The organism is uncultured Psychroserpens sp., assembly GCF_947500255.1.
Lineage (GTDB): Bacteria > Bacteroidota > Bacteroidia > Flavobacteriales > Flavobacteriaceae > Psychroserpens.
Genome location: NZ_CANMRL010000001.1, coordinates 1,416,920 through 1,443,195, shown reverse-complemented (window position 1 = coordinate 1,443,195; position 26,276 = coordinate 1,416,920). Strand labels below are relative to the sequence as shown.

17 protein-coding genes are annotated in these 26,276 nt (G+C 34.6%); 11 read left to right on the top strand and 6 right to left on the bottom strand.

All coding sequences use genetic code 11. The annotated features are described in order from the left end of the window. Positions 1 to 2: 2 nt before the first annotated feature. Positions 3 to 3,545, top strand: coding sequence for an efflux RND transporter permease subunit (locus Q0783_RS06265; RefSeq protein ID WP_298894067.1), 3,543 nt, complete (start codon positions 3 to 5; stop codon positions 3,543 to 3,545). Between the two features lie 126 nt (positions 3,546 to 3,671). Here the strand turns inward: Q0783_RS06265 and Q0783_RS06260 are convergent, their stop codons facing one another. After that, positions 3,672 to 4,985, bottom strand: a complete 1,314-nt coding sequence (locus Q0783_RS06260) for a RagB/SusD family nutrient uptake outer membrane protein (RefSeq protein WP_298894065.1) — start codon at positions 4,983 to 4,985, stop codon at positions 3,672 to 3,674. A 12-nt stretch (positions 4,986 to 4,997) separates the two neighbouring features. Continuing rightward, complete coding sequence (locus Q0783_RS06255) at positions 4,998 to 7,955, bottom strand: SusC/RagA family TonB-linked outer membrane protein (protein WP_298894063.1); 2,958 nt, start codon at positions 7,953 to 7,955, stop codon at positions 4,998 to 5,000. Between the two features lie 190 nt (positions 7,956 to 8,145). On the opposite strand from Q0783_RS06255, the gene aspS reads away from it, so the two are divergent. The 4 genes from aspS (at position 8,146) to Q0783_RS06235 (ending at position 12,275) form a co-directional block, all read left to right on the top strand. Further along, positions 8,146 to 9,900 (top strand): aspartate--tRNA ligase, encoded by a 1,755-nt coding sequence (gene aspS / locus Q0783_RS06250; protein WP_298894062.1) that lies wholly within the window; start codon positions 8,146 to 8,148, stop codon positions 9,898 to 9,900. Between the two features lie 45 nt (positions 9,901 to 9,945). Then, positions 9,946 to 11,724, top strand: a complete 1,779-nt coding sequence (locus tag Q0783_RS06245; protein ID WP_298894061.1) for a chloride channel protein — start codon at positions 9,946 to 9,948, stop codon at positions 11,722 to 11,724. A gap of 33 nt (positions 11,725 to 11,757) precedes the next feature. Continuing rightward, positions 11,758 to 11,994, top strand: coding sequence for a hypothetical protein (locus tag Q0783_RS06240; protein WP_298756374.1), 237 nt, complete (start codon positions 11,758 to 11,760; stop codon positions 11,992 to 11,994). Positions 11,995 to 12,083: 89 nt separating this feature from the next. Continuing rightward, positions 12,084 to 12,275, top strand: coding sequence for a cold-shock protein (locus Q0783_RS06235; protein WP_230934899.1), 192 nt, complete (start codon positions 12,084 to 12,086; stop codon positions 12,273 to 12,275). 164 nt (positions 12,276 to 12,439) lie between these two features. Here the strand turns inward: Q0783_RS06235 and Q0783_RS06230 are convergent, their stop codons facing one another. Continuing rightward, positions 12,440 to 12,889, bottom strand: coding sequence for a nucleoside deaminase (locus Q0783_RS06230; RefSeq protein WP_298894060.1), 450 nt, complete (start codon positions 12,887 to 12,889; stop codon positions 12,440 to 12,442). 79 nt (positions 12,890 to 12,968) lie between these two features. Here Q0783_RS06230 and Q0783_RS06225 point away from each other — a divergent pair, with 79 nt between their 5' ends. Together Q0783_RS06225 and Q0783_RS06220 are read left to right on the top strand one after the other, a co-directional pair. Further along, positions 12,969 to 13,946, top strand: a complete 978-nt coding sequence (locus Q0783_RS06225) for an energy transducer TonB (protein ID WP_298894059.1) — start codon at positions 12,969 to 12,971, stop codon at positions 13,944 to 13,946. Positions 13,947 to 13,968: 22 nt separating this feature from the next. Further along, entirely contained in the window at positions 13,969 to 15,747 is a 1,779-nt protein-coding gene (locus tag Q0783_RS06220; RefSeq protein ID WP_298894057.1) for a 1-deoxy-D-xylulose-5-phosphate synthase, read from the top strand. Here the strand turns inward: Q0783_RS06220 and Q0783_RS06215 are convergent. Together Q0783_RS06215 and Q0783_RS06210 are read right to left on the bottom strand one after the other, a co-directional pair. Continuing rightward, positions 15,725 to 15,901 carry a hypothetical protein gene (locus Q0783_RS06215; RefSeq protein ID WP_230934894.1) on the bottom strand — a complete coding sequence of 59 codons (177 nt, stop codon included), beginning with the start codon at positions 15,899 to 15,901 and terminating at the stop codon, positions 15,725 to 15,727. The genes Q0783_RS06220 and Q0783_RS06215 overlap by 23 nt on opposite strands. 217 nt (positions 15,902 to 16,118) lie before the next feature. Continuing rightward, a complete protein-coding gene (locus Q0783_RS06210) occupies positions 16,119 to 17,462 on the bottom strand; it encodes a deoxyguanosinetriphosphate triphosphohydrolase (RefSeq protein ID WP_298894055.1) in 1,344 nt (447 codons plus the stop codon). Positions 17,463 to 17,663: 201 nt separating this feature from the next. On the opposite strand from Q0783_RS06210, the gene Q0783_RS06205 reads away from it, so the two are divergent. Next, positions 17,664 to 18,932 carry a hypothetical protein gene (locus tag Q0783_RS06205; protein ID WP_298894052.1) on the top strand — a complete coding sequence of 423 codons (1,269 nt, stop codon included), beginning with the start codon at positions 17,664 to 17,666 and terminating at the stop codon, positions 18,930 to 18,932. Positions 18,933 to 19,018: 86 nt separating this feature from the next. Further along, positions 19,019 to 21,847, top strand: coding sequence for a TonB-dependent receptor (locus Q0783_RS06200; RefSeq protein ID WP_298894050.1), 2,829 nt, complete (start codon positions 19,019 to 19,021; stop codon positions 21,845 to 21,847). Positions 21,848 to 21,932: 85 nt separating this feature from the next. Here the strand turns inward: Q0783_RS06200 and Q0783_RS06195 are convergent, their stop codons facing one another. Beyond that, positions 21,933 to 22,289, bottom strand: coding sequence for a nicotinic acid mononucleotide adenyltransferase (locus tag Q0783_RS06195; RefSeq protein WP_298894048.1), 357 nt, complete (start codon positions 22,287 to 22,289; stop codon positions 21,933 to 21,935). A gap of 394 nt (positions 22,290 to 22,683) precedes the next feature. Between Q0783_RS06195 and Q0783_RS06190 the strand changes: the two genes are divergently transcribed. Further along, positions 22,684 to 23,889 (top strand): porin, encoded by a 1,206-nt coding sequence (locus Q0783_RS06190; protein ID WP_298894046.1) that lies wholly within the window; start codon positions 22,684 to 22,686, stop codon positions 23,887 to 23,889. Positions 23,890 to 23,970: 81 nt separating this feature from the next. After that, entirely contained in the window at positions 23,971 to 26,265 is a 2,295-nt protein-coding gene (locus Q0783_RS06185; RefSeq protein ID WP_298894045.1) for an inorganic phosphate transporter, read from the top strand. Positions 26,266 to 26,276 lie beyond the last annotated feature (11 nt).

Genomic DNA, 26,276 nt, shown 5'->3' with positions numbered 1-26,276 from the left:
CAATGAGCAAAAAAGACAAAAAAAAGAAAAAAGTAGATAAGGAATTTATACTATCGTCGTGGGCTATTAATAATAAAACCACGATGTATGTATTAATTACGCTTATCCTAATCTTAGGCGCAAGTGCTTACTTTAGTATGCCTCGTGAAAACTTCCCAGAGATTAAAGAAACTAAAATCTACATCAGTTCTGTATATCCTGGAAATACTGCCGAGGACATTGAAAAGTTAATCACAGATCCAATCGAAGATCAACTAAAAACTGTGAGTAATGTGGTTGAGATTACTTCAACATCACAAGAAGACTACTCAATTGTTATTGTTGAATTTGATGAGAATATTTCGGTAGAAGCAGCTAAACAAAAAGTAAAGGATGAGGTAGATTCTGAAACAGCTAGTGAAGATTGGCCAACCTTTAATGGTGCTAAAGTTGAACCAAATGTATTTGATTTGAGTATGTCTGAGGAAATTCCAATCCTCAACATTAATATCTCTGGTGACTATCCTGTAGATGTGCTTAAATCATTTGGAGAATATCTTGAAGATGAAATAGAAGGCTTACAAGAAATTAAACAAGTTGATATTAGAGGTGCTCAAGATAAAGAAGTAGAAGTAGCTGTAGATATTTACAAAATGATGGCTGCACAAGTGAGCTTTAACGATATTATTCAAACGATTAGTAATGAAAACATGACTATGTCTGCTGGTAATTTAATTTCAAGCGGACAACGTCGTACAATCAGAATTCTAGGTGAAATTGATAATCCAGAAGAATTGGAGAACTTTGTAGTTAAGAGTGAACGCAATAATCCTATTTACTTAAAAGATATCGCAAAGGTTACATTTAAAGATGAAGATAAAACAACCTATGCAAGAGAGTTTGGTGATCCAGTTGTGATGCTCGACGTAAAAAAACGAGCAGGAAAAAACATGGTGGATGCTGCTGATAAAATTCAGGTTATGGTTGATGATGCTGTTGCCAATGTGTTTCCTCCAGATCTAAAAGTGAGCATTGCAAACGATCAATCTGAAAAAACAATCGGACAAGTAGATGACCTTGTAAACAACATCATTTTCGGTATTATTCTAGTAGTAACCGTTTTAATGTTTTTCTTAGGATTTAAAAACGCCTTGTTTGTTGGATTTGCAATTCCAATGTCGATGTTCATGTCGTTAATGATTCTAAACCTTTTAGGATATACTATGAATACCATGATTCTGTTCGGATTAATTATGGGACTTGGTATGTTAGTTGACAATGGTATTGTGGTTGTTGAGAATGTTTATCGCTTGATGGAAAAAGAAGGCATGAGTCGTATTGAAGCCGCAAAAAAAGGTATTGGTGAAATTGCGTTTCCAATTATTATATCAACCTTAACAACGGTTGCTGCATTTGTGCCATTAGGGCTTTGGCCTGGTGTAATGGGGCAATTTATGATTTATTTCCCTGTGACACTTTCTGTAGTTTTAGGATCATCATTGTTTGTTGCTATTTTCTTCAATTCGGTATTAGTATCTCGATACATGACCATTGAAGACAAAGAAATGCCGTTAAAGCAAATTATAAAGGTTTCAGCTATTTTAGGAATCATAGGTTTGACAATAATATTCTTTGGTGGTGCATATCGAGGATTAGGTACTGTTATGGTATTTACAGCAATCTTACTCTGGGCATACCGCTTATTTCTTAGAAAATGGGCTAATAATTTTCAGTCTAAAACATTGCCTAAATGGGAACGTTTTTATGAAAAAATACTTCGTGGTGCATTAGGAAAGAAACGTCCAATTTTTATTACTGTAGGTACTGTAGTGTTATTATTTATAGCTTTTGCAAGTTTTGGTGGCTCAGTTGCTAGTCAACGTACAAAGGTTGAATTCTTTCCTGATAACACGCCAAACCAAATTATAGTTTACATCGAATACCCTGAAGGTACAGACATTAAAAAAACTAATGCCATTACTAAAGACATTGAACAGCGTGTATACAACATTATTAATGAAAATACCTATGTCAATGATGGTTACAATTTCTTAACCGAAAGTGCTGTATCCCAAGTAGGTGAAGGTGCAGGAAATCCTCAAACCGATGGTGGTTCTGCTGCCGAAATGCCGCATCGTGGAAAGATCACAGCGACTATGCGCGAATATAAATTTAGAAAAGGTGCTGATAGTAATGAACTCTTAAAAAAAGTGCAAGATGCCTTGGATGGTATTTATCCTGGTGTTGCAATTTCTGTTGAAAAAGATGCTGTTGGACCTCCAGCAGGTTATCCAATCAATATAGAGTTAGAAGGTAAAAATTATGAAGAACTCATTGCTACTGCCGAAAAAATGCGTGACTTCATTAATACCAAAAATATCCAAGGTATTGAAGAGTTAAAAATTGATGTGAACCGCTCAAAACCTTCTATGCAAGTTAATGTAGATCGTAAAAAAGCTGGTGAGTTAGGGATTACCTCAGGTCAAGTAGGACAACAATTACGTAATGCTATTTTTGGAGCTAAAGCCGGAATTTATAAAGAAGATGGAGATGATTATGATATCTATGTACGATTTAATGAAGAGAATCGATATAATAAAAGTGCTATTTTCAATCAGAAGATTACGTTTAGAGATATGGCTTCTGGTCAAATAAAGGAGATTCCTGTGTCTGCCGTAGCGAGTCAAAGTAATTCTTCAGGGTTTAGTGCCATTAAGCATAAAGACGTGAAACGTGTTGTAACTGTTTACTCTGCATTAGCTGCAGGCTATACAGATGCTGGTGCTATCGTTACCGAAATTCAGAACGAAATGAAGTCTTTTAATGACAAACCCAATGATGTTAAAATTGATTACACAGGTCAAATAGAAGAGCAAAACAAGCAAATGGCATTTTTGATGTCTGCGTTTTTTATTGGTCTTGGTTTAATTTTCTTTCTACTCATATTTCAGTTTAACTCTGTATCAAAACCAGGAATCATTATGCTAGCCATTTTCTTGAGTCTTATTGGTGTATTTGGAGGTTTGATCATAACAGGAAAAGCCTTTGTTATTATGATGACCATGATGGGAATCATCTCACTTGCAGGTATTGTAGTAAATAATGGTGTAGTACTTCTGGATTATACCCAGCTACTGGTAGACAGAAAGAAGCTAAAAAGAGATTTAGATGACGATGAGTATTTAGAAAAAGATGATTTATTAGACGCTATTGTTAAAGGAGGTAAAGCACGTTTACGTCCAGTATTACTTACAGCCATCACTACTATTTTAGGATTGATACCATTAGCTACTGGCTTAAATATTAATTTCTTTACACTGTTTAGCGAGTTTAACCCTAACATTTATGTAGGTGGTGACAACGTTATATTTTGGGGACCATTAGCTTGGACTGTAATTTACGGGTTGTTCATTGCAACGTTCTTAACTTTAATTGTTGTTCCTATCTTATTTTATTTAGTAACACGTTTAAAAATGTGGATGAAAGGTGCAAATACGAATACAGAAACAGAGCTTTTGGAAACAGAAACGTTTAATATGGATAAAAGACTTGAAGGTCAAGTCTAACGATACACATTTGATTTTATATCAATGTGCGATAAACCTTTTAGGGAATTAGAAAAGGTTTTGATTAATAGCGAAAAAGCCTCAACATTTAGTTGAGGCTTTTGATTTAAACTACTCTATAATTACCTATTCATTTTCAGTAAATGGTGTAGGAAATGCGTCAATTATATTGTCTCCTGCTCTATCAAGAGGAATATATGTTTCATTTAATCTATTCAATCTTCTAAGATCAATCCATCTATGGCCTTCAGCTAAAAGAGAATATCGTCGTTGTCTTAATACTTCTTCTAACAATTCTGTAGCATCAGTTGGGTTGCCTGCATAATCTCCCAATCCTGCAGCATTTCTCACTCTATTTATTGCAGCTACGGTTTCTGGATTATCGGTTCCAATATTAGCTTCAGCGTACATCAAAATAAGCTCTTCATTTCTGATAAGATATACTGGATCTACATTGGTATCGTAAACGGCTATTTGATAATCTGCTGAAAGACCATCAAACATAGTTCCGCCTGGAAGTTGAAAAGATTTTTCGGTAACTCTAGTATCACCAGCTTCGGCATCTGCAACCCATGAGTCATGTATCATGAACTCTTGTCCAGATTGCCCTTGAACATGAAATTGAGCGTTAACGATATCATTACCTGTAAGTCCGAAAATATGTGCTGGACCATTAAATAAATCACCATTAATATCAAAAAAGGAATTTCCTAATAAAGATAACACCATAGTATTATTTCCTTGGTATAATGCAACCCTAGCGGCAACCGCTCTATTAAACTGTCTATACGTTGTTGCTGTATTAAATCCAGCAAAACCAGAACTAATACTAAAATCGAAATTTCCAGACGCACTAGATAGATCGTCATTTGCTTCATTTAATAAAGCCATGATTCCTGTAAGTGCTTCAGTGTAGCCTACAAAAGGGCCAAGGTTATCTGGATCTTCTACATCAAGTCGAATACCATTAGTATACTGCCTATTTGCTACCATTAAAAGTGCATATGCTTTTAATGTTTTTGCGTAACCATAATAACTATTCTTGACCTCATCGGTGAATCCAGCCGAGGAATTCTCAACTGCCTCAATTAGTATATTAGCAGATTTAACAACTTTATACCAAGCAGCAAATGCTCTGGTTGTTAAAAAACCATTATTATCTAAAGGTCCTTTTAAAAGCTCACCTGTATAACGAGGGTCAACACCTGTTAAATCATAATACTCTCTTCCGAGAATACTTACAGTATCATAATGAAAAGCTAAATCATTTCTCATTACTGCCTCAAGACCTGAAGCTAATAATTGAATATCTGCTTGACTAGCACCATTTGCAAAACTTCCTACGGAAGGTGCATTTGGATTTTGTATTTCATCTAATTGACATCCAGCAAAAGAAAAGGCCAGTGTAAAAAAGATCATTTTTATAATTCTATTTTTCATAATATTATTTTTTTAGAACGTGACATTTAAGTGAAAGTTTACAAACTTCGATGTTGGATAAGGTGTAACCTCAACGTTATTTCCTAAGACATTGTTTCCAAAATTTGAAACCTCTGGATCATAACTGTTATAATCAAAAATGTTGATTAAGTTTCTACCTGAAACTCCTACTCGAATTTGATTAGCATACTTTATTAAATCGCTAGGTAAAGTGTAAAACACACCAACTTCTCTTAGTTTTAAATATCCTGCATCTTCAATAACTGGGTCTGGATTAACAAAGGCCTGACTTGCACGATAATCTCCATTAGATAACTGACCACTCGGATCTAAACCTGTGTCGTTATAATCCCAAGTTGTTCCAGCTAAATCATATAATAGAGTTGTTAGGTTGATATTATCACCACCTTTTTTCCAGTGCCATAGGAATGTGAAATCAAACCTTTTATAATTGATTTCATTAAACCATGACATTTGGAAATCTGGTTCAGCATTTCCATAGACAAAGAAACCATCTCCTTCTGGATCTCTAGCTGCAATTTCTTCAGGTGTAAATGCCGTGGCATCAAACGTACCAACAATTTGAGTCGCACTTTTTCCTTCTTGAATTAAAAATGTACCAAGAGAAGCAGCAAAACCACCAGTTGTAAATGAAGGTACATCTAAACGCGTCACTTCAGATTTATTTTTCCACCATTTTATTCCTGCTTTCCATGAGAAATCATCTTTTTCCATGATATTGGCATTTAAGCCAAGTTCAATACCTTTATTTTCCAACTCACCTCCATTGACTACCTGATTTGTAAATCCTGTTGTGGTTGGCACTTGAGACTGAATTAAAAGATCATCAATCTTTTTATTGTAAAATGAAATCTCAAAATTTAATCGGCTATCTAATAACCCGAAATCAAGACCGTATTCTAATTCAGACTGTCGCTCTGGTCCTACATTAGGGTTTCCTCGTAAGTTTCCTGGACTTAAACCAGATTGTCCTCCAATAAACTGAGGATTCATTGGCGTAAATCTGTCGTTGAAATTTGAAAATCGTCCAGCTTCTCCATAAGCTATTCTTGGTTTTAGATAACTAACTTCATCCAAACTCCAAAAATCAAACTTATGTATGTTTACTGCTAAATTAGCTTTAGGGTAATAATACATTTTATTGGCGTCTCCATTGTTTGTCGACTTATCACCTCTAAGACCTATAGTACCAATGATTTGATCATTATAGTTGATTTCTTCTTGAACAAAGAACCCTGTATCCTGTTGCGGTCTAATAATTTGTTGTGTTGACACGTTGGTTGACTGACCTAAATTGGTTTGCGAGCCATTTAAACCTGTTGCAATAGTGATTACTGTATTACGATCAAAGTCTTGATAGAAACTACCTAATTGCGTCGTAAAACTCAATCCGTTATCCAAATCAAAATTGTGAACTAAGAATGCAGATAAGTTATAATTTGTATTAATCGTTGTACCAGAAATCGACACACCTCCTAAAGATGTAGGCGAAGCGAAGTATGATAAGGATTTAGGGAAAATACTCGTAGTTCTTAAGGTATATTGATCGAAACCACCTTCAAGAACAAGTTTTAATCTGTGCTGATCTGTAGTCAATAATTTAATGTTTGATTTCGCACTTCCAATAAATCTATTCACTTCCTCTCTATTGGTTGTTAAGGCAACTGTCTCTAACACATTAGATCCTGCTCCACCTTGAGGATAAACACCATTAACTGGTGATAAATCTTCCCAAGGATATGTAAATGCTAATGCATAACCAACTGTTCTATTAGCGTTACCATTATTGAAAAATCCTCTATCGGCTTTCGAATTGATATAATTTGACGTTACATAAATATCTAACCAATCATTAAATCGCTGTCCAACATTAAGACGAACAGAACTTTTAGTATAACCTGTATTATCAACTAAACCAGGTTCATCTCTATGTGTTGCACCTAAAAAATAATCGGTATCATCTTTTGCTCCAGATGTAGAAAATCTTGTTGTAGTAGATACTCTGGTATGATCAAATAATTCTGCTTCATAATCCCTAAGTGCTGGGTTACTTGGTCCTCCAAGTGCCGTTATTTGTGCTTGAGTATAATCTCTTAAACCTAGAAGCTGTGTTGGGCTTCTCAAACCTACAACTTGAGAGAATTGAACGGTAGGCTTACCTTGCTTTCCTCGTTTTGTTTTAATAATAACAACTCCACCTGCAGCTCGAGATCCATAAATCGCAGCAGCCGAAGCTCCTTTTAAAATCTCAACACTTTCAATATCTTCTGGATCAATATCTGCAATCCTGTTGGATGCATCATCTTGATTTGTTGATGGGTTACCACCTCCTGCAGCTTGACTTACAACATTGTTTCCTAAACCAATTGAAGAGTTATCTACATAAACCCCATCTACAACAAATAACGGTTGTTGATCACCAAAAATTGATGTCACACCTCTTAGTCTCATTGAAATACCACCTCCTGGAGCTCCAGAATTGGCTTTAATCTCTGCGCCATTAAACTTACCGTATAATGCACCATCTAAACCAGACTGAACAGTTACACCAGTAAGATCTGATGCAGAAATGGAAGCAACAGCATTGGCAGAGTTAGATCGCTTTGTGGAAGATGCTAAACCTGTAACAACAATTTCATTAAGTGCTGTAGCAGATTCTTTGAGTGTTATGTTTACCACTCCTGGCTCATTTACAACTTGTTCAACAGTTTCAAAACCTAATGAAGAAACCGTAAGTGTTACTGGAAAACTATCAACGTTGAGCGAAAAATTTCCATCGAAATCTGTCTGTGCTCCAGTATTAGTTCCCTTTATAATGACGTTAGCGCCAGCTAAAGGTAAATTTGTACTTCCATCCATTATCTTACCCGTAACGTTTTGACTGAAAGTCAGTAGCGGAATAAAAAGAAATGAAAAAAGAAGTAACTTTAATGATAAAGTGTAGTTCATAATGTTAATTTTTTGAATTAGTCATGTTAAATATCTTAATAAAAACTTAATAATCTTACAGATATTGTTAAAAAAATGCAAAAAATATTTTGTTTAAAACGATTAAAAATTAATTTCTTTAAGCATAAATTGTAGAGAAACATGGAAATAAACATATTAACTTGTTAAATTTGCACTTCAATTTTTTACTATGTACAGAAGTCATAATTGTGGTGAATTAAGAGCATCACATATCAATACAGAAGTTACACTTGCAGGTTGGGTTCAAAAATCTCGTGACAAAGGATTTATCGTATGGATAGACCTACGTGATCGCTATGGAATAACACAACTCGTGTTTGATGAGGAACGCACTTCTAAAGCTATGATGAAACAAGCGCAGGAGCTTGGTCGTGAATTTGTTATTCAAGTCAAAGGCACTGTCATTGAACGTGCTTCTAAAAACCCCAATATACCAACTGGAGATATTGAGATCTTAGTTACAGAATTGAACATTTTAAATGAAGCTCAACTACCACCTTTCACTATTGAAGATGACACTGATGGTGGTGAAGAACTACGAATGAAATACCGCTATTTAGATATTCGTCGTAATCCAGTAAAAGACAGCCTCATCTTTAGACATAAAGTCACTCAAGAAGTAAGAAACTATTTATCTCAAGAAGGGTTTATCGAAGTAGAAACACCATATTTGATTAAATCAACTCCTGAAGGTGCTCGTGATTTTGTAGTACCTTCTCGAATGAATGAAGGGCAATTCTACGCTTTACCACAATCGCCTCAAACATTCAAGCAGCTCTTAATGGTTGGCGGCATGGATAAATATTTTCAAATTGTAAAATGCTTTAGAGATGAAGACTTACGTGCCGATAGACAGCCAGAATTCACGCAAATTGATTGTGAAATGGCATTTATCGAGCAAGAAGATATTTTAAATGCATTTGAAGGATTAACACGTCACCTCCTTAAAGAAGTTAATGGTGTAGACATCGAAAAATTTCCGCGATTACTTTATGATGACGCTATGCGTCTTTATGGAAATGACAAGCCAGATATTCGATTTGGAATGGAATTTGGCGAGCTCAATGCTGTAGCACAACATAAAGATTTTAATGTGTTTAATTCTGCCGAATTAGTTGTTGGAATTGCTGTTCCTGGCGGAAATAGTTACACTAGAAAAGAGATAGACAAATTAATTGATTGGGTGAAACGTCCTCAAGTTGGCGCCTTAGGAATGGTTTACTGCAGATGTAATGATGACGGAAGTTACAAATCGTCTGTGGATAAATTTTACGATCAAGACGATTTAGCAAAATGGGCTGAAGTTACAGGCGCTAAACCTGGAGATCTTATTTGTGTGCTTTCTGGAAACACCAATAAAGTGAGAGCTCAATTAAGTGCATTGCGTATGGAATTAGCAGAACGTCTAGGCTTGCGTAAGCCAGATGAGTTTGCTCCACTTTGGATTATGGATTTCCCGCTTCTGGAATGGGATGAAGACACTGAACGTTACCATGCAATGCATCATCCATTTACATCACCTAAGACTGGTCAAATAGAATTACTAAAAACCGATCCAGGTGCTGTTAAGGCTAATGCCTATGATTTAGTTTTAAATGGAAACGAAATTGGTGGTGGATCTATTCGTATTCATGATAAAGAAACACAAGCCTTAATGTTTGATTACTTAGGATTTACACCCGAAGAAGCTAAAGCGCAATTTGGATTCTTAATGGATGCTTTTCAATATGGAGCGCCTCCTCATGGCGGACTCGCATTTGGTTTAGATCGACTGGTAGCCATCCTTGGCGGACAAGAAACCATTAGAGATTTTATAGCATTCCCAAAAAACAACAATGGTCGAGACGTTATGATTGATGCACCAGCGCCAATTGATGATGAACAATTAACAGAGCTGAGTTTAAAACTCAACTTAAAATCATAAATTAAAAATCCTGCTTCATGCAGGATTTTTTAGTAGATTTAATCTATGCCAATCCAAAACGTTATAAAACGCTTGCTCATTTTGCGATACAAATACATTTCGCAAAAAAACTTTGTGTTTTTATTAGCTATTCTTATTGGTTTATTATCTGGATTAGTCTCTGTAACCATAAAAAATATAACGTATAGTATTGAATGGCTGCTTGAAAAAAGTATCATTGTTTCTCAAAATAGTATCTATTTCATCTTACCTGTTATAGGTCTTTGGTTGGTTTATTTATTTGCAAAATATGTTTCCAAGCGACCTGTCGAACACGCCATTCCAAGTATCCTTTTTTCACTATCTAAAAAGAATGGCTTGCTCAAACGAAGCAAAATATATTTACCACTAATTACTGCACCACTAACTGCTGGTTTTGGTGGTTCTGTTGGATTATTAGGACCTGCAATTGCATCGGCTTCGGCAGTAAGTTCAAATATTGGACAATTATTTCATGTCGATAGAAAAACCAGAACATTGCTTATAGGTTGTGCCGCAGCAGGTGCTATCGCATCTATTTTTCAATCGCCTATCGCTGCTATAATTTTTGCTGTAGAAGTCTTTAGTCTCGACTTGACTTTTGCTTCATTATTACCATTATTGATTGCTTCGGTATCGTCTGTACTCACCTCTTATTTTTTCCTCGGAAATGGTGTCTTATTTAATTATAATGTATCTACTACATTTGCATTAAGAGACACTTTATTCTTTATTATTTTAGGTATAGGAACTGGTATTGCATCCATCTATTTCTCTAAAATTTATTTTGCCGTTTATAAATTTTTTGAACGGTTTAAAACTAATGGACAAAAACTGATAGTCGGTGGTTTAGCTATTGGTGTCATGCTCTATTTTATTCCTCCACTATATGGTGAAGGTTTCGGATTTATTAATGATTTACTCGATGGAAATCACTTACATGCCTTAGGGAAGACTCCTTTTGATGAGTATTTAGATAATATTTGGGTGGTTATCGCATTACTTATTGGCATTACTATTTTTAAAGCTGTTGCCATGACCACGACTTTTGCAGCAGGAGGAGCTGGCGGAATTATTATCCCAACTATGGTTATGGGAAGTGCATTAGGTAATGTTGTTGCCAAAATTATTAATAATATCGGTTTCGGATTTCAAGTTTCAGAATCAAATTTTACGCTAATCGGTATGGCAGGATTAATTGCTGGTGTGCTCCATGCACCTTTAACCGCTATTTTTTTAATTGCAGAAATCACAGGTGGTTATCAATTGTTTGTTCCCTTAATGATTACTGTTTCTATGTCATTTATTATTACTAAAAATGCGGTCGACCATACCATCTACACAAAAGAGCTTGCCGAAAAAGGAGCATTGCTTACACATAATAAAGATCAGTCGGTATTAACTCTAATGAAACTCGATAGTGTTATCGAACAGGACTTTACTGTTTTAAATCCAGAAATGTCCCTTGGTGAAATGCTACATCAAGGTGTGGCCAAATCGAGTCGGAATCTATTTCCTGTAGTTGATGACAATCAATATTTGGTTGGCGTTATTTTACTTGATGACATTAGAACGGTTATGTTTGATCAATCACTTTATGAGACGACTTCGGTAGAAACTTTTATGCATAATCCGCCAGATTATATTTATTATGAAAGCGACTCCATGAAAGATGTGATGCGTAAATTTCAAGATAGTAGTGCATGGAATCTTCCTGTAATTAAAGGTGGAAGTTATTACGGGTTTGTATCAAAATCTAAATTATTAACAGCTTACCGACGGGAATTAATTAATTTTACATCGTAAATCAGGTATTGATATTTAACAAAAAACAGCCTTATGAAATATCTCATTCTTATTGCGTTTTTAGCTTCAATTGGCAGTATATGTTGTGGTTACTTCTTAGACCTCCCTTATTCACAAAAGCTTATAGGGTTTGGTGTGATAGGCCTTTTTGTTGTGGTGTTTCCTCTTTTTGGATATTATCGCTGGAAAGATAAAGACATAAAAGATTATATGTTAACACAAGAGAACTTAGACAAAATGCGCGAAAACCAAAAAAATAAAACCTATTGAAAATCAATATTTTAAAAAATTACAATTAATTAATACATCGCATTATATTATAGCGTACATTTGCAACTTAATTAATATATTTTTTTACAATGACTGGAACAGTTAAATTTTTTAATGATTCAAAAGGATTTGGATTCATTACCAACGAAGAAACAGGAAAAGACATTTTCGTACACGTATCAAACCTTAACGGTGTTGAGATCCGTGAAGGCGATAATGTAGAGTACACAGAAGAAGAAGGAAGAAAAGGAATGGTTGCGGCTAACGTACAAGTTCTTTAAGAAGATATACTTTATATTACAGTTTCAACGTCTAACGAAAGTTAGGCGTTTTTTTTGTTTGGGCGTTACCTACTTACGCTAAAGCTTCAGTTGGTCGCACTTTCACTACTCGCTTTCTTCGAAGAGCTCAAACAGATCGTTCTATTGCTAACGCAAATTTCTGTTTAATTCAAATTTCGCTTCTGAATAAAAAATCGCTTTAATAAATTTGAAGCTTCATTGGCCAGAACACCACCAACTATTTTCGTTTTTGGATGAAGTTTAGTTTTCAAATTAATACAACCGCGCTCTTCATCTCTAGCACCATACACAATCTTAGAAATCTGACTCCAATACAAAGCACCTGCACACATTTGGCAAGGTTCTAAAGTCACATATAAGGTACAATTCGTGAGATACTTTCCACCTAAAAAATTAGCAGCTGCAGTAATGGCTTGCATTTCGGCGTGAGCAGTCACATCATTTAAAAGTTCTGTCAGATTATGAGCTCTGGCTATAATGCGATCATTAATTACCACCACAGCACCTACGGGAATTTCGCCTTTCTCGAAAGCATCCTCAGCCTCTTGCAAGGCTTTTTTCATAAAATAGGTATCGTCAAACGGGTTTTCCATGCTTGTAAAAATACAATTCTAATCGAATTCATCATAAACATGGCAAGACATTTGATGCTATTCTAGAAATCATGACACTATGAAACCACGCTACGCTATCTCAATTCCCAAACCTTGTCACGAAAATTGGTCCGAAATGACACCAAACGAAAAAGGACGCTTTTGCCAGTCTTGTTCTAAAACGGTTGTCGACTTTACCAAAATGAATACGAATGAAGTTCAAACCTTTATTCATCATAATAAAGATCAACGTATTTGCGGACATATAAAACAAAACCAATTGGATGCTATTAATTTACAGGTTTCGGAAACGGTGTTTGAACAGCATTTGAGTTTTCAGAAACTGTTTTTATTGGCTTTACTTTTAGCCATGGGAACATCACTTTTCAGTTGTTCTGATGACAATGGTCGTATTAAAAAAATTGAAAGTGTTGAGATTATAGAACCTAAAATAGATTCTGCTCAAATTCTAGCCAAGCGTTTATCTGATACTACAACTACAAGCTGTTTTAGAAAAATGGAAAAAGCAGACAGTATTGTTAAAAAGAATCCTGTTCCTCCTCCAATACCGATCATAAACGGACTCGTTATTACTGGTGAGGTTATAGATAATACAAGAGATCCTATTCCCGTAGATTCGATTATTGAACCTGACTATCCTGAAATTGAAGGCGAGATGAGGATTCATGATGACGTTACTATAGGGTTGCTGAGTATCGATGTACCTCCTCAGTTTCCTAATACACCTAACAACTTATCTCAAAAAGAACAGCAAGACTATTTCAATTCAAAGATGAATGCATTTGTTCAAAAACATTTTAATATTGAAACTGCAGTGAATCTTGGACTTACAGGAAGACAACGTATTTATATTCAGTTTGAAATAGATAAGGATGGTCAAATTCAAGATATAAAAACCAGATCACCTCATCCTTTATTTGATAAAGAAGCCATTCGTGTAATCAAATTACTGCCTAAGTTTAATCCTGGAAAACAAAGAGGTCAATTCACTCCTGTTATTTATAATTTGCCTATTGTTTTTAATATGGAAGACTGATTAATTCTCGTATTTTTGTGTTGTGCAAAAGCGACTATTAGACCATATCAATCTTCCTAAAGATTTAAGACAATTAAATCCTAATGACTTACCTCAACTCGCCAAAGAGTTACGTGCGTTTATTATCAATATTGTCGCGACTAAAGAAGGACATTTAGGCGCAAGTCTTGGTGTTGTAGAACTAACCTTAGCGTTACATTATGTGTTTAATACACCTGAAGATCTCCTTATTTGGGATGTTGGGCATCAAGCTTACGGACATAAAATACTAACTGGCAGAAAAGATATTTTCCATACCAACAGACAAGAAGGCGGAATTAGCGGTTTTCCAAAACGTGCCGAAAGCGAATACGACACCTTTGGGGTTGGACACTCGTCTACCTCAATTTCGGCTGCTTTAGGTATGGCCATTGGTTCGCAACTTAAAGGCGAAGACAAACATCACATTGCTGTGATTGGTGATGCTTCCATCGCTAGCGGAATGGCTTTTGAAGGCTTAAATCATGCTGGTGTTACTGATGCCAATTTATTGGTTATTTTAAATGATAACGCCATTGGTATCGACCCAAGTGTTGGTGCTTTAAAACAGTATTTAACCAATGTCAAAAAAGGAAAGGAAAAGCAAGACAATGTTTTTGAAGCGTTAAACTTTGATTATTCAGGCCCTATAGATGGTCACGACCTTACGACTTTGATTTCAGAATTAGAACGTTTAAAATCGGTTAAAGGCCCAAAGTTTCTTCATGTGATCACTACCAAAGGTAAAGGCCTCAAACAAGCCGAAGACAATCAGGTAAAATATCATGCACCTGGAAAATTTAATGCTCAAACTGGCGATCTAATTCCAAAGAATACCATGGAGCAGGCTCCAAAATTTCAAGATGTCTTTGGTCATACCATTGTCGAGTTGGCTAAAAACAACAAAAAGATTGTTGGTATTACTCCTGCTATGCCTACAGGTAGTTCTTTAAAGTTTATGATGGAGCAAATTCCAGATCGTGCATTCGATGTTGGAATTGCCGAGCAACATGCAGTGACCTTGGCAGCTGGAATGGCCACTCAAAATCTGATTCCGTTTTGCAATATCTATTCTACATTTTTACAACGTGCTTATGACCAAGTGATTCATGACGTTGCATTACAAAATCTTCCCGTTATTTTCTGCTTAGATCGATCAGGATTGGTAGGTGAAGATGGTGCGACACATCATGGTGTTTTTGATTTGGCATATTTAAGATGTATTCCGAATATGATCATTTTTGCACCTCGAAATGAAATCGAATTGCGCAATATTATGTACACAGTTCAGTTAGGATTGGATCATCCTATCGCAATAAGATATCCAAGAGGACGTGGACATATCATGGATTGGAAACAGCCATTTTCAGAACTAAACATTGGAGAAGGCGTTCAACTTAAAAAAGGACATCATTTAGCTGTTTTAACCATTGGGTCTATTTCATCCAATGTTGAAAACGCTATTATTAATTGTGAAAGCAATGACTATATTTCTCATTATGATATGCGATTTGTAAAGCCGCTTGATGAAACACTGTTACATGAGATTTTCAATACGTATCAAGAAATCATAACTGTCGAGGATGGTACTGTTGTGGGCGGATTTGGAAGTGCTATTTTAGAATTTGCCTCTAAAAACAACTATAATATACCTGTAAGAACATTAGGCATCCCAGATCGTTTCATTGAACATGCCTCTATAAAACAACAACATCAATCTGTAGAGATTGATGTCGAAAGTTTAAGTCTTTTGTTTAAATCTATTGCTCCTCTTCGTCAGTAGTAGCAATATCTGGCTGCTCATTTACATCGTAAACCTGAACATTGGTCTGTTGCTGTGGCTGATGATTACCGTTACTAGTAATATCATCAATCATTAACAAGAACGCTAGTGTTACGAAAAAAATCACTGCAGCTCCAAGAATATTCTTTTTCATCTGTGTAGGTTTAAAAGATTAGGTTAAACAAATATAGCTAATTATCGTTAAAATACAAATTTAATCGATGAAATGCATAAAATAAAAAAGGAGTTCTTGAGCTTCCCTTCTTTAAGAAGCCAAATATCACATATAAATGTCAGTATTTATTTACGCTAAAGAATAATTATCAACACTTCTATCAACACCATCACAAAAATTAAAACAACACTTTGAATTACAAATGATTACCTTTTAATTTTTGATATGTTAAAATTGCGTTAGAGTCTGACATTTTTGAAACATAAAAGCAAACTGATAATAAACAATCGTAAAGATTGTCCTTTTCGAGATCGACATAATCTTTTATTGACTTTAATATCAATTTATCAAAGTTAGATACATTATTTTGTAGATTATTAACTACCGCTTTACTGAAAACAGCCAGAAGTTCATTTATGACTTTATATCCTACGATTTCTTTATCAACCACCTCGGTAGCTTGATACACATTACTAATACTTAATGTGATAATATCTTTTATTTGGGCCTCATAATCACTATAATCTATGAGTGCTTTAGAAAACTCTCCTGATAGAATTGTTTCTTCATGCTCCATAAAAATATCAACAGCTTCACTTATAAGCGTATTAATAGCCAATGATCGTAAATAACTTAATCTGTCTTGTGTACTTTGCAGTGCATTATAGGTTTTAGTTTGAATAGAGTCACGAACCAAATTGATTAAATATTCTAGAGCGTACTCTTCTTGAATAAGCCCTAAATTGATCCCATCCTCAAAATCTATGATTGTATAACAAATATCATCGGCTGCTTCAACCAAATATACCAATGGGTGTCTACAATAACTCACATCATTGTCATTTCCTCTTTTTACTAAACCTAATTCTTCAGCAATATCTTGAAAGAGATCTTTTTCATTTTGAAAAAAGCCATACTTCTTATCGGCTATATGTTTTGTTGGTTTTTTGGGAAGCGATTCTTTAGGGTATTTCGTAAAAGCACCAAGTGTTGCATAACTTAAACGCAAACCACCTACACGTCCTTTTCTACTTTCGGTTAAAATTTTGAATCCGTTAGCATTGCCTTCAAAACTACATAGGTCTTCATATTGTTTTGCCGTTAATTGATCTTCAAAATAACGACCTTCTCCCGTTTTAAAGAATTCTCCGATAGCTTTTTCGCCTGAATGCCCAAAAGGCGGATTTCCAATATCGTGTGCCAATGCAGCCGCCGCAACTATAGCTCCAAAATCATTGATCTGATAGCCATGAACGTCTCTTAAATGCGGATGTTTTTCTAATAATTTCTGTCCTACTTTACGACCTAAGGATCGTCCAACAACACTCACTTCCAAACTATGGGTTAATCGCGTATGAACAAAATCGGTTTTAGATAAAGGTACTACTTGTGTCTTATCTTGTAAGCTTCTGAATTCTGAAGAAAATATAATACGATCATAATCAACCTCAAAGCCTAATCGTGTTTCATCTTGTTCTTTTCGTAAGCGTTTATGAGTATCTCCAAATCGTTTTAAGGAGAGTAATTGTTCCCAATTCATAGTATCGTTTTAGCAGCAGCAAGATAAACTATTTCAATGTTAAATTAATGTTTCGAATTAACAAAAAATAGCAATTTCTCATAACACTTAATTAACGGTTTTATGATTTAGGTTTAATATCAACTTAACCTTGACTTTACATTATGCAATCATCTTTGCACCATTACTAAAAGAACATAAAAACTATTTAAAAAAATAATCATGAAAAAATTAGTATTATCTGCATTAATCGCTTCTTCTCTTGTATTTACGGGATGTTTTAAAGATGACGACACTCCTATTATCATTGAAGAAATCACTATTATTCAAAATGGAAATGGAAATGGTGATGATTGTCCAGTAGTATCAGTAACTGGAGCTATTACGCAAAATACAACATGGACAAACGATAACATCTATCAATTAAACCAAAAAGTGGTGGTTGACAATGGTGCTATCTTAACTATAGAAGCCGGAACCATTATAAAAGGAACAGCTGGAACAGGGTCTTTAGCTTCTGCATTAATTGTTGCTAGAGGCTCACAAATAAATGCTGTAGGTACAGCATCAGAACCAATTATATTCACATCTACAAGTGATAACATTACTTGTGGTGAAACTGCTGGTACAAACTTAGATGAAAACGATAGAGGTCTTTGGGGAGGTTTAATCATATTAGGTAATGCGCCTTGTTCTTTCTCAGGAGATATTTCTGAAGCTCAAATAGAAGGAATTCCTGCTGACGACACTTTCGGACTTTATGGAGGTACTGATGCTGCCGATAACTCAGGTGTTATTTCTTATATTTCTATTCGTCATGGTGGTGCTTTAATTGGTGAAGGAAACGAAATTAACGGGTTGACTTTAGGTGGTGTTGGTAATGGAACAATAATTAATAATATTGAAGTCGTTGCTAATGTTGATGATGGTATTGAATTTTTTGGAGGAACAGTAAACGCTTCTAACTTATTAGTATGGGCTCAAGGTGATGATGCTTTAGATATTGATCAAGCGTATTCTGGTACAATCGATAATGCGGTTGTTGTTTTAGGAGATTTCTCTGATCATGCTTTCGAAATCGATGGACCTGAAGGTTCGGCAACAGGATCATTTACATTACAAAATGCAACTATTATTGGTAATACTGTTACTGAAAATGGTGAATATGCCGATTACAGATCTGGTGCTACAGGATTCACAAATAATGTATATGCTTTCGGATTTAAAGCTTCTTCAGATGTTGAGTTAGATAATGATGGTGTTGCGACAAACTACAATACAGGAGACCTAACCTTTGGAGCTTGGGAAATTGTATTACCTACAGGTGTTACAGATGTGACTAGCATTTTCGTAAATAAAGCTGAAACAGTTATGGTTACTGGATTTGGTTCTACCGCTACAGCTGTAACTGAAGGTGCTAATACTGTTGGCGCTACGACATCTAGCTTAAGCTGGACATATGCTAACGATGCAGGAAACTTAGGATTCTAAAAAAAAATAATCAAACAACATAGTTTGAAAACAAAGCTATTGCTCACCTTAAATTGGTGAGCAATAGTTTCAATAATAAAACAATCATGCATAAAAACATTTACTCCCTTCTTTTCTTTTTATTTATTAGTGTTAGTCTTGTAAATGCTCAAAAAGGAACAGTCGCTGGAAACGTAATTGATGGTGAGTTTGTAGAGCCAATGGCCTTTGCTAATATCTTAGTAAAAGGAACTACTACTGGAACCACTTCTGATTTTGATGGAAAATACGAATTAGAATTAGATCCAGGAACTTATACTTTAGTCTTTTCATTTGTTGGATATAACACTCAAGAAATAACAGACGTTGTCATTAAGGCTGGAGAAGTTACTAATCTTGATGTGACTTTGGAAACAAATTCATTAGATACGGTAATTATTCAAACCTCTGTAAAGCGTAATACTGAAAACTCAGTTTTAAATTTACAAAAGAAATCTGTTGTGGTTTTAGATGGATTATCAGCACAGTCTATAAAAAGTTCTGGCGCAGGCAACCTTGCAAGTGCCGTAAAAAGCGTTCCTGGTGTTTCAATTGAAGGTGGAAAATACGTTTATGTTCGTGGTTTGGGTGACCGCTACACAAAATCTATATTAAACGGTATTGATATCCCAGGTTTGGATCCAGATAGAAATACGATTCAAATGGATTTATTCCCAACGAATATATTAGATAATGTTATTGTACTGAAATCGGCATCTGCAGAATATCCAGCAGATTTTACTGGTGGTATTGTAGACATTGTCACTAAAGATTTCCCTACAAAACCTGAGTATACACTTTCAGTTGGTACTTCTTATAATCCTGATATGCACTTTAATGATAAGTATCTTACTTATACTGGAAGTGATACTGATTTTTTTGGTTTTGATGATGGCACTAGAGATCTTCCAATACATAGATACCAACCTATTCCTGGTACATTTGAAAACAGATTATTGTTAACATCTTTAACTAATAGATTTCAAAAGGAATTACAAGCAAAACAAGAAACTAGCGGAATGAACTTTGATATTGGTTTCACCTTAGGGAACCAATATGATGTTGGAGATGACAAAATAGGGTATCAAGCTTCATTCTCATACAAGAATGAAACCACGTTTTATGAAAACAGAAATGATGGTGCCTTTGTCAAGAACTTTAATGATTCTTCAGTTAACGACTTAAGTTCTGTTTTAGATTCAAGAGGATCAGAAGGAATCAATAATGTCATCCTTAATGGAATGCTTGGCTTAACTTATAAAACCGATAAATCGAAATACAAAGCCAATTTCTTACATATTCAAAATGGAGAATCAACGGCTGGTTTTTTTGAACAAGATATATCACAAGATGGTGTTGGAGGCGGAATTGAGCCTTTAGTGAAAAACTCATTAACCTATACGGAGCGTTCGATCACAAACTTATTACTTAACGGAAAGCACAGATTAAGTGATGATGAGAATGCGTTTAATTTAGAATGGAAACTATCGCCAACATTTTCAAAAGTTATGGACAAAGCTCACAGAATTACACCATTCCAACAGTCTGGAGAAGGTCAATTCTTTGTTAGTCCGTCGGCTTCTACATTTCCAATTCAATTGTGGAGAAATCTTATTGAAGAGAACTGGGCTGGTAAAGTTGATTTAGACAAAACGATTGACATCTTTGGTAGACCTGGAAAACTAAAATTTGGAGGCGCTTACACTTATAAGTTTAGAGATTTCAGCATTGACGATTACACATTCAATATACAAGGTGACGACTCCTTTGTTGCAGATGGAAATGCCGACAACTTATTGGCATCAGAAAACGTATGGAATCCAACTACAGATTCGGGAACATTCTTAGTTTTTGGTGATCAATTTAACCCAATCGATGCTTATGAAGGCGAACAGAATATTGGTGCGACATACATTTCTGCCGAGTTTAATGTTACTGAAAAACTTAAAACAGTTGTAGGTATTAGAACCGAACTTTTTAAATCGTTTTACACTGGACAAAACAATGAAACACAATTTAATAGAGCATCAATATTAGATGAGTTTGATTTTTTTCCTTCGGCTAACTTAATCTATTCGGTTAATGATAATTCTAATGTGAGAACATCATATTCTCGCACAACTGCGCGTCCTTCTTTTAAAGAATCGTCGGTTGCTAGAATCTTTGACCCTATTACAAACCGTTTATTTATTGGTAATATTAACTTAGTACCAACGTATGTGAATAATTTCGACTTAAGATATGAGCGTTTCGGAGATAATGGTCAAATGTTTGCCGTAAGTGGTTTTTACAAAGATTTTAAAGATCCTATTGAGCAGTCATTCTTTTTACAAGCACCAACTCAATTAACAGTAGCCAACTTAGGTAATGCTAAAGTTTATGGTGTTGAATTTGAAGTGAGACAACGTCTAGGATTTATCACTGATGGTTTAAATAAATTAAAGTTTAATGCAAATGTGTCTTTTATTAAATCTGAACTAACCATGTCCGATGCAGAATTTCAAAGCAGACAATTAGCGGCAAGAGATGGTGAAAGTGTTGATAGAGAAAGAGACTTACAAGGTCAAGCACCATTTCTTATTAATTTCGGTTTAGACTATAACGACCAAGATTCTGGTTTTCAAACTGGATTATTCTATAATGTACAAGGAGAAACACTTGAGGTTGTTGGTATTGGATTAGTTCCTGATGTATACACTAAACCTTTTAACAGTTTAAACTTCACATTAAACAAAGCTTTTGGAGAAGACAGAAGGTCATCTATAGATTTTAAAGTTTCCAACATTTTAAATAGCAAAAGACAAAGTGACTATGTGTCTTTTGGAACCAGAGATCAGTTATTCTCAGTTAGAGAGCCAGGCACAGAAATTTCTCTCGGATACAGCTATAAGTTTTAAAACTTAATTTTTTGAATTGGTCTTCAAACAAAAAGTTCCCAACAATTATGTTGGGAACTTTTTTATAATATATCTATAAATAGTATCAGTTTCTAAGGGCTAGTTCAACTTTGTCTGTCCATTCACTTACACTAGTAATTTTAGAGTCTTCATAATTAACTTCTCTAAGTTTATTACCAGACCAAAATAACCATTTTCCAACTTTCTTTCCATTTTCATAACTAGCTACAGTAACTTTGTTACCGTTTAGGTCATAGCTTGTCCAAATACCATGAAGTTCTCCTTCTTTATTAAAAGTCCCAACCTGTTCAATGGCTCCATTTTCATAAAAATAGGTAGCATTAGTTACATCACCATCCTTTTTGAGATCAACTTTTTGTTTTTCTTGAGCAAATGTAAATGTTACACTTAGCATTAATATTATGGCTAATATTTTCTTCATTTTGAATTTGGGTTTTAATTAAACATAGCTAATCAAATTTAACTAAAAATTTACAATATTCAAACGTTTACATAACATTAAATTAACATTGAAATTTTAATTAATTGATAATCAGATATTTAAAATTTAATCTAAATATTAATAATTAGATAATATTAGCATTACAATTATATTACGTTCCGTGACCATATTTGTAATTGTGTTTAAATGCACAATTAGTATTTCATATAAATTTATTAGTTTTTGTCGGCTAAGTAATTATGATTACTAATGAGGCTGCTTTTTAAAAAAGCAGCCTTTTTTATTTTAATAATACACATTAAAATTAATCATTAGGAAACATTCAGTTAACATTAGAGTTGGTTATTTGCAGCGACAAAAACTAATACTTATAATGAAATCTAAACTTACAACCCTAGCACTACTATTGTGTATTGTATCCTATGTAAACGCTCAAGAAATTAGTGATACCTCATTTGGTAAAGGATTAATAAACTTTACCGCAAAAGACAGCTCATTTAGCATAAAATTTGCACCTCGTTTTCAGGTACGTTCTGTCTCATCGTGGGATCACGATGGTGATCAATATGGAAGTCCGGATCATAATTTCATAGTTAGACGTGCACGTCTAAAGTTTGACGGATATGCATACAGCCCTAAACTTAGATATAAAATAGAGTTAGGTTTATCTAACAGAGATATTTCAGGAGCAAACCAATTTAACAGAAATACGCCACGCTACATACTAGATGCTGTTATTATGTGGAATTTTGCAGCTAATTGGGAACTATGGGCAGGACAGACAAAACTTCCTGGTAACGTTGAGCGTGTTGTATCTTCGGGTAACTTGCAATTAATTGATCGATCATTACTTAACAGTCGTTTTAACATTGACCGTGACTTAGGAATTCAAATACGACATAAAAGTAACTTAGGTGGTGATTTTTTAATGCGCGAAAAACTCTCAATCTCTCAAGGTGAAGGACGTAACGTTACCGAAGGCAATGAGGGTGGTTTACAATACACAGCACGTGTTGAATTTTTACCTTTTGGGAAATTTAAATCTAAAGGAGATTATAGTCAAGCAGACCTTAAGCGTGAGGAAGAGCCTAAATTAATGGTTGGTTTCACTTATAACCTTAACCAAAATGCTGTAAGAGAACGAGGTTTTGCTGGAGATTACATGTTTAAATCTGATGGTTCTTTATACGAAACAGATCAAACTACTATTTTTGCAGATGCAATGTTTAAATACAAAGGCATCTCATTTATGGGAGAATATGCAAAAAGAACTGCAGATGATCCGGTAGCAGTTGATATTGACGGAACGACACCTACTGGTGATGTCGTATTAACTGGGAACGCTTTAAACCTTCAAGCGGGTTACTTATTTAAAAGCAATTACGAAGTTGTTGGTCGTTTTACTACTGTTGACTTTGAATCTGTGACTGGAACACTACCTAGAGAACAGTATACGTTAGGAGCATCTAAATATGTTTTAGGTCACAAATTAAAGGTGCAATCTGATGTTAGCTATACGACTCTAGATGGGAATGATGACAATATTACATTTAGAATAGGTTTCGACCTTCACTTTTAAACAATAAAAACATAACAATAAGGTAACATTCTAAAGAGATACTCTAAAGATATTTGCACACCTTTTTAAACTATAAAGATTATGGATAATATTTATTTATTTATGTTAATTGCAATTACGGTATTAGCTGTTGCTGATATTATAGTTGGAGTTAGTAATGATGCGATTAATTTCTTAAACTCTGCTATTGGTTCTAAAGCAATTTCAATGAGAACTATTATGATTGTAGCTAGTTTAGGTATATTCATTGGAGCCGTATATTCTAGTGGACTAATGGAAGTAGCTCGTAAAGGAATTTTTGTTCCAGGTATGTTTAGTTTTCATGAGATCATGCTCATATTCATGACGGTAATGATAACCGACATTCTTTTATTAGATTTCTTTAATACACTTGGTTTACCAACATCAACAACCGTTTCTATTGTATTTAATTTATTAGGTGCAGCCGTTGTAATGGCTTTAATTAAAATTGGCAATTCAGATACGCAAACTTTTGCTGATCTTGGTAGTTATATCAATACTAAAAAAGCCATGGAAATTATAAGTGGTATTTTATTGTCTGTCGTCATAGCCTTTAGTGTTGGTGCGTTCGTACAATGGATATCTCGACTTATTTTCACATTCCAATACGAAAAGAAAATGAAGAGCTTTGGTGCTTTATTTGGTGGGTTAGCCTTAACAGCCATCCTTTATTTTATTTTCATGAAAGGATTAAAAGGAACACCTTACTATAAAGATCTAAAAGGATATGTTGAAGGAAATGAGATTTATATCATCGCTATCGGCTTTGCTTTATTTACATTATTCTCATATGCTTTTCAGCAAATCACAAAAAAGAGTATTCTTCTAGTCGTTATTGCCGTAGGTACATTTGGATTAGCATTAGCCTTTTCTGGAAATGATTTAGTTAACTTTATTGGTGTGCCGATGGCTGCCTATCACTCGTACGAAGCATGGACTTTAGATGGTGGTGCTGCCTCAGGATTTATGATGGATGTCTTAGACAAGAAAATGCCAGCCGAGCCTTTCTTATTATTTATTGCTGGTGGTATAATGGTGGTAACATTGTGGTTTTCTAAAAAAGCTAAAACGGTTGCCGAAACCGAAATTAGTTTATCACGTCAAGGTGAAACTCATGAGAAATTTGAACCAAACGCAATATCTAGAGCTGTAGTAAAAGGAACAACTTGGTTATCTAACGCTTTAGGTTCTATAGTACCAAAAGCAACTCAAGAACGTATAGCGCATAGTTTCCATAAGCCAGATGAAAATCTAACTAAGGCACAAAGTGTTGAGGCTCCTGCATTCGATATGATTAGAGCTTCTGTTAACCTTATGGTAGCTGGTGTGTTAATTGCTATTGCTACATCTATGAAATTACCATTATCTACTACCTACGTTACGTTCATGGTTGCTATGGGTACATCTTTAGCCGATCGTGCTTGGGGAGCAGAAAGTGCTGTTTATAGAGTAGCGGGTGTTTTAAATGTTATTGGAGGATGGTTTGGTACTGCTTTTGGAGCCTTTACAGCTGCAGGTATTATCGTATTCCTAATTAACTGGAACCCAAGTGTAATGACGCCTATTTTATTACTGATTACTGCGTTTTTATTGTACAGAAATTACAAGTCTCATCAAAAGAAATCTAATAAAACTTTAGATGAAGATTCACTTACTGAAACAGGAAGTCGTTCTGTTCAAGGTGTTATTCATGAGAGTGCTTCTAATATTTCTAATGTTATAAAACGTGGAAATAGAATTTACACCAATGCTGTAAAAGGTTTAGCTAAACAAGATTTAGCATTACTAAAAAAGAATCAGAAACAAATTGATAAGCTTTCTACTGAAGTTGACAGTTTACGTGATAATATTTTCTATTTCATTAAAAACTTAGAAGAAACAAGTTTAAGAGCTAGTAGTTTTTATATCAATATTCTTGGGTACTTACAAGATATGACTCAATCTTTAGAATACATTTCTAAAGTTAGTCATAAGCATATTAACAACAATCATAAGAAACTTAAGTTTAGTCAGATTAGAGAGCTTAAAGAGGTCGATGATACTTTAGAAGTACTGTTTAATGAAACGAAAGAAGCTTTTGATTCGCGTTCATTTGAAAAGATTGGATCAATAATAAACCGTAAAAAAGAGTTGTTTGACTTAGTTACTGATAAAATTGTAAAACAAGTCGCAAGAACTAGAACGGAAGAATCTAGTCCGAAGAACACAACCTTATACTTTGGATTATTATTAGAAACTAAAGATTTACTTACAGCAACAATGAATCTTTTAGAAGAGTATTACAACTCTCACGATAGCTCTATAGAACCAAAAACAATTTCTGTTGAGACTACTCCTAATGATTCTGAAGAATAAGTTTCTTATCA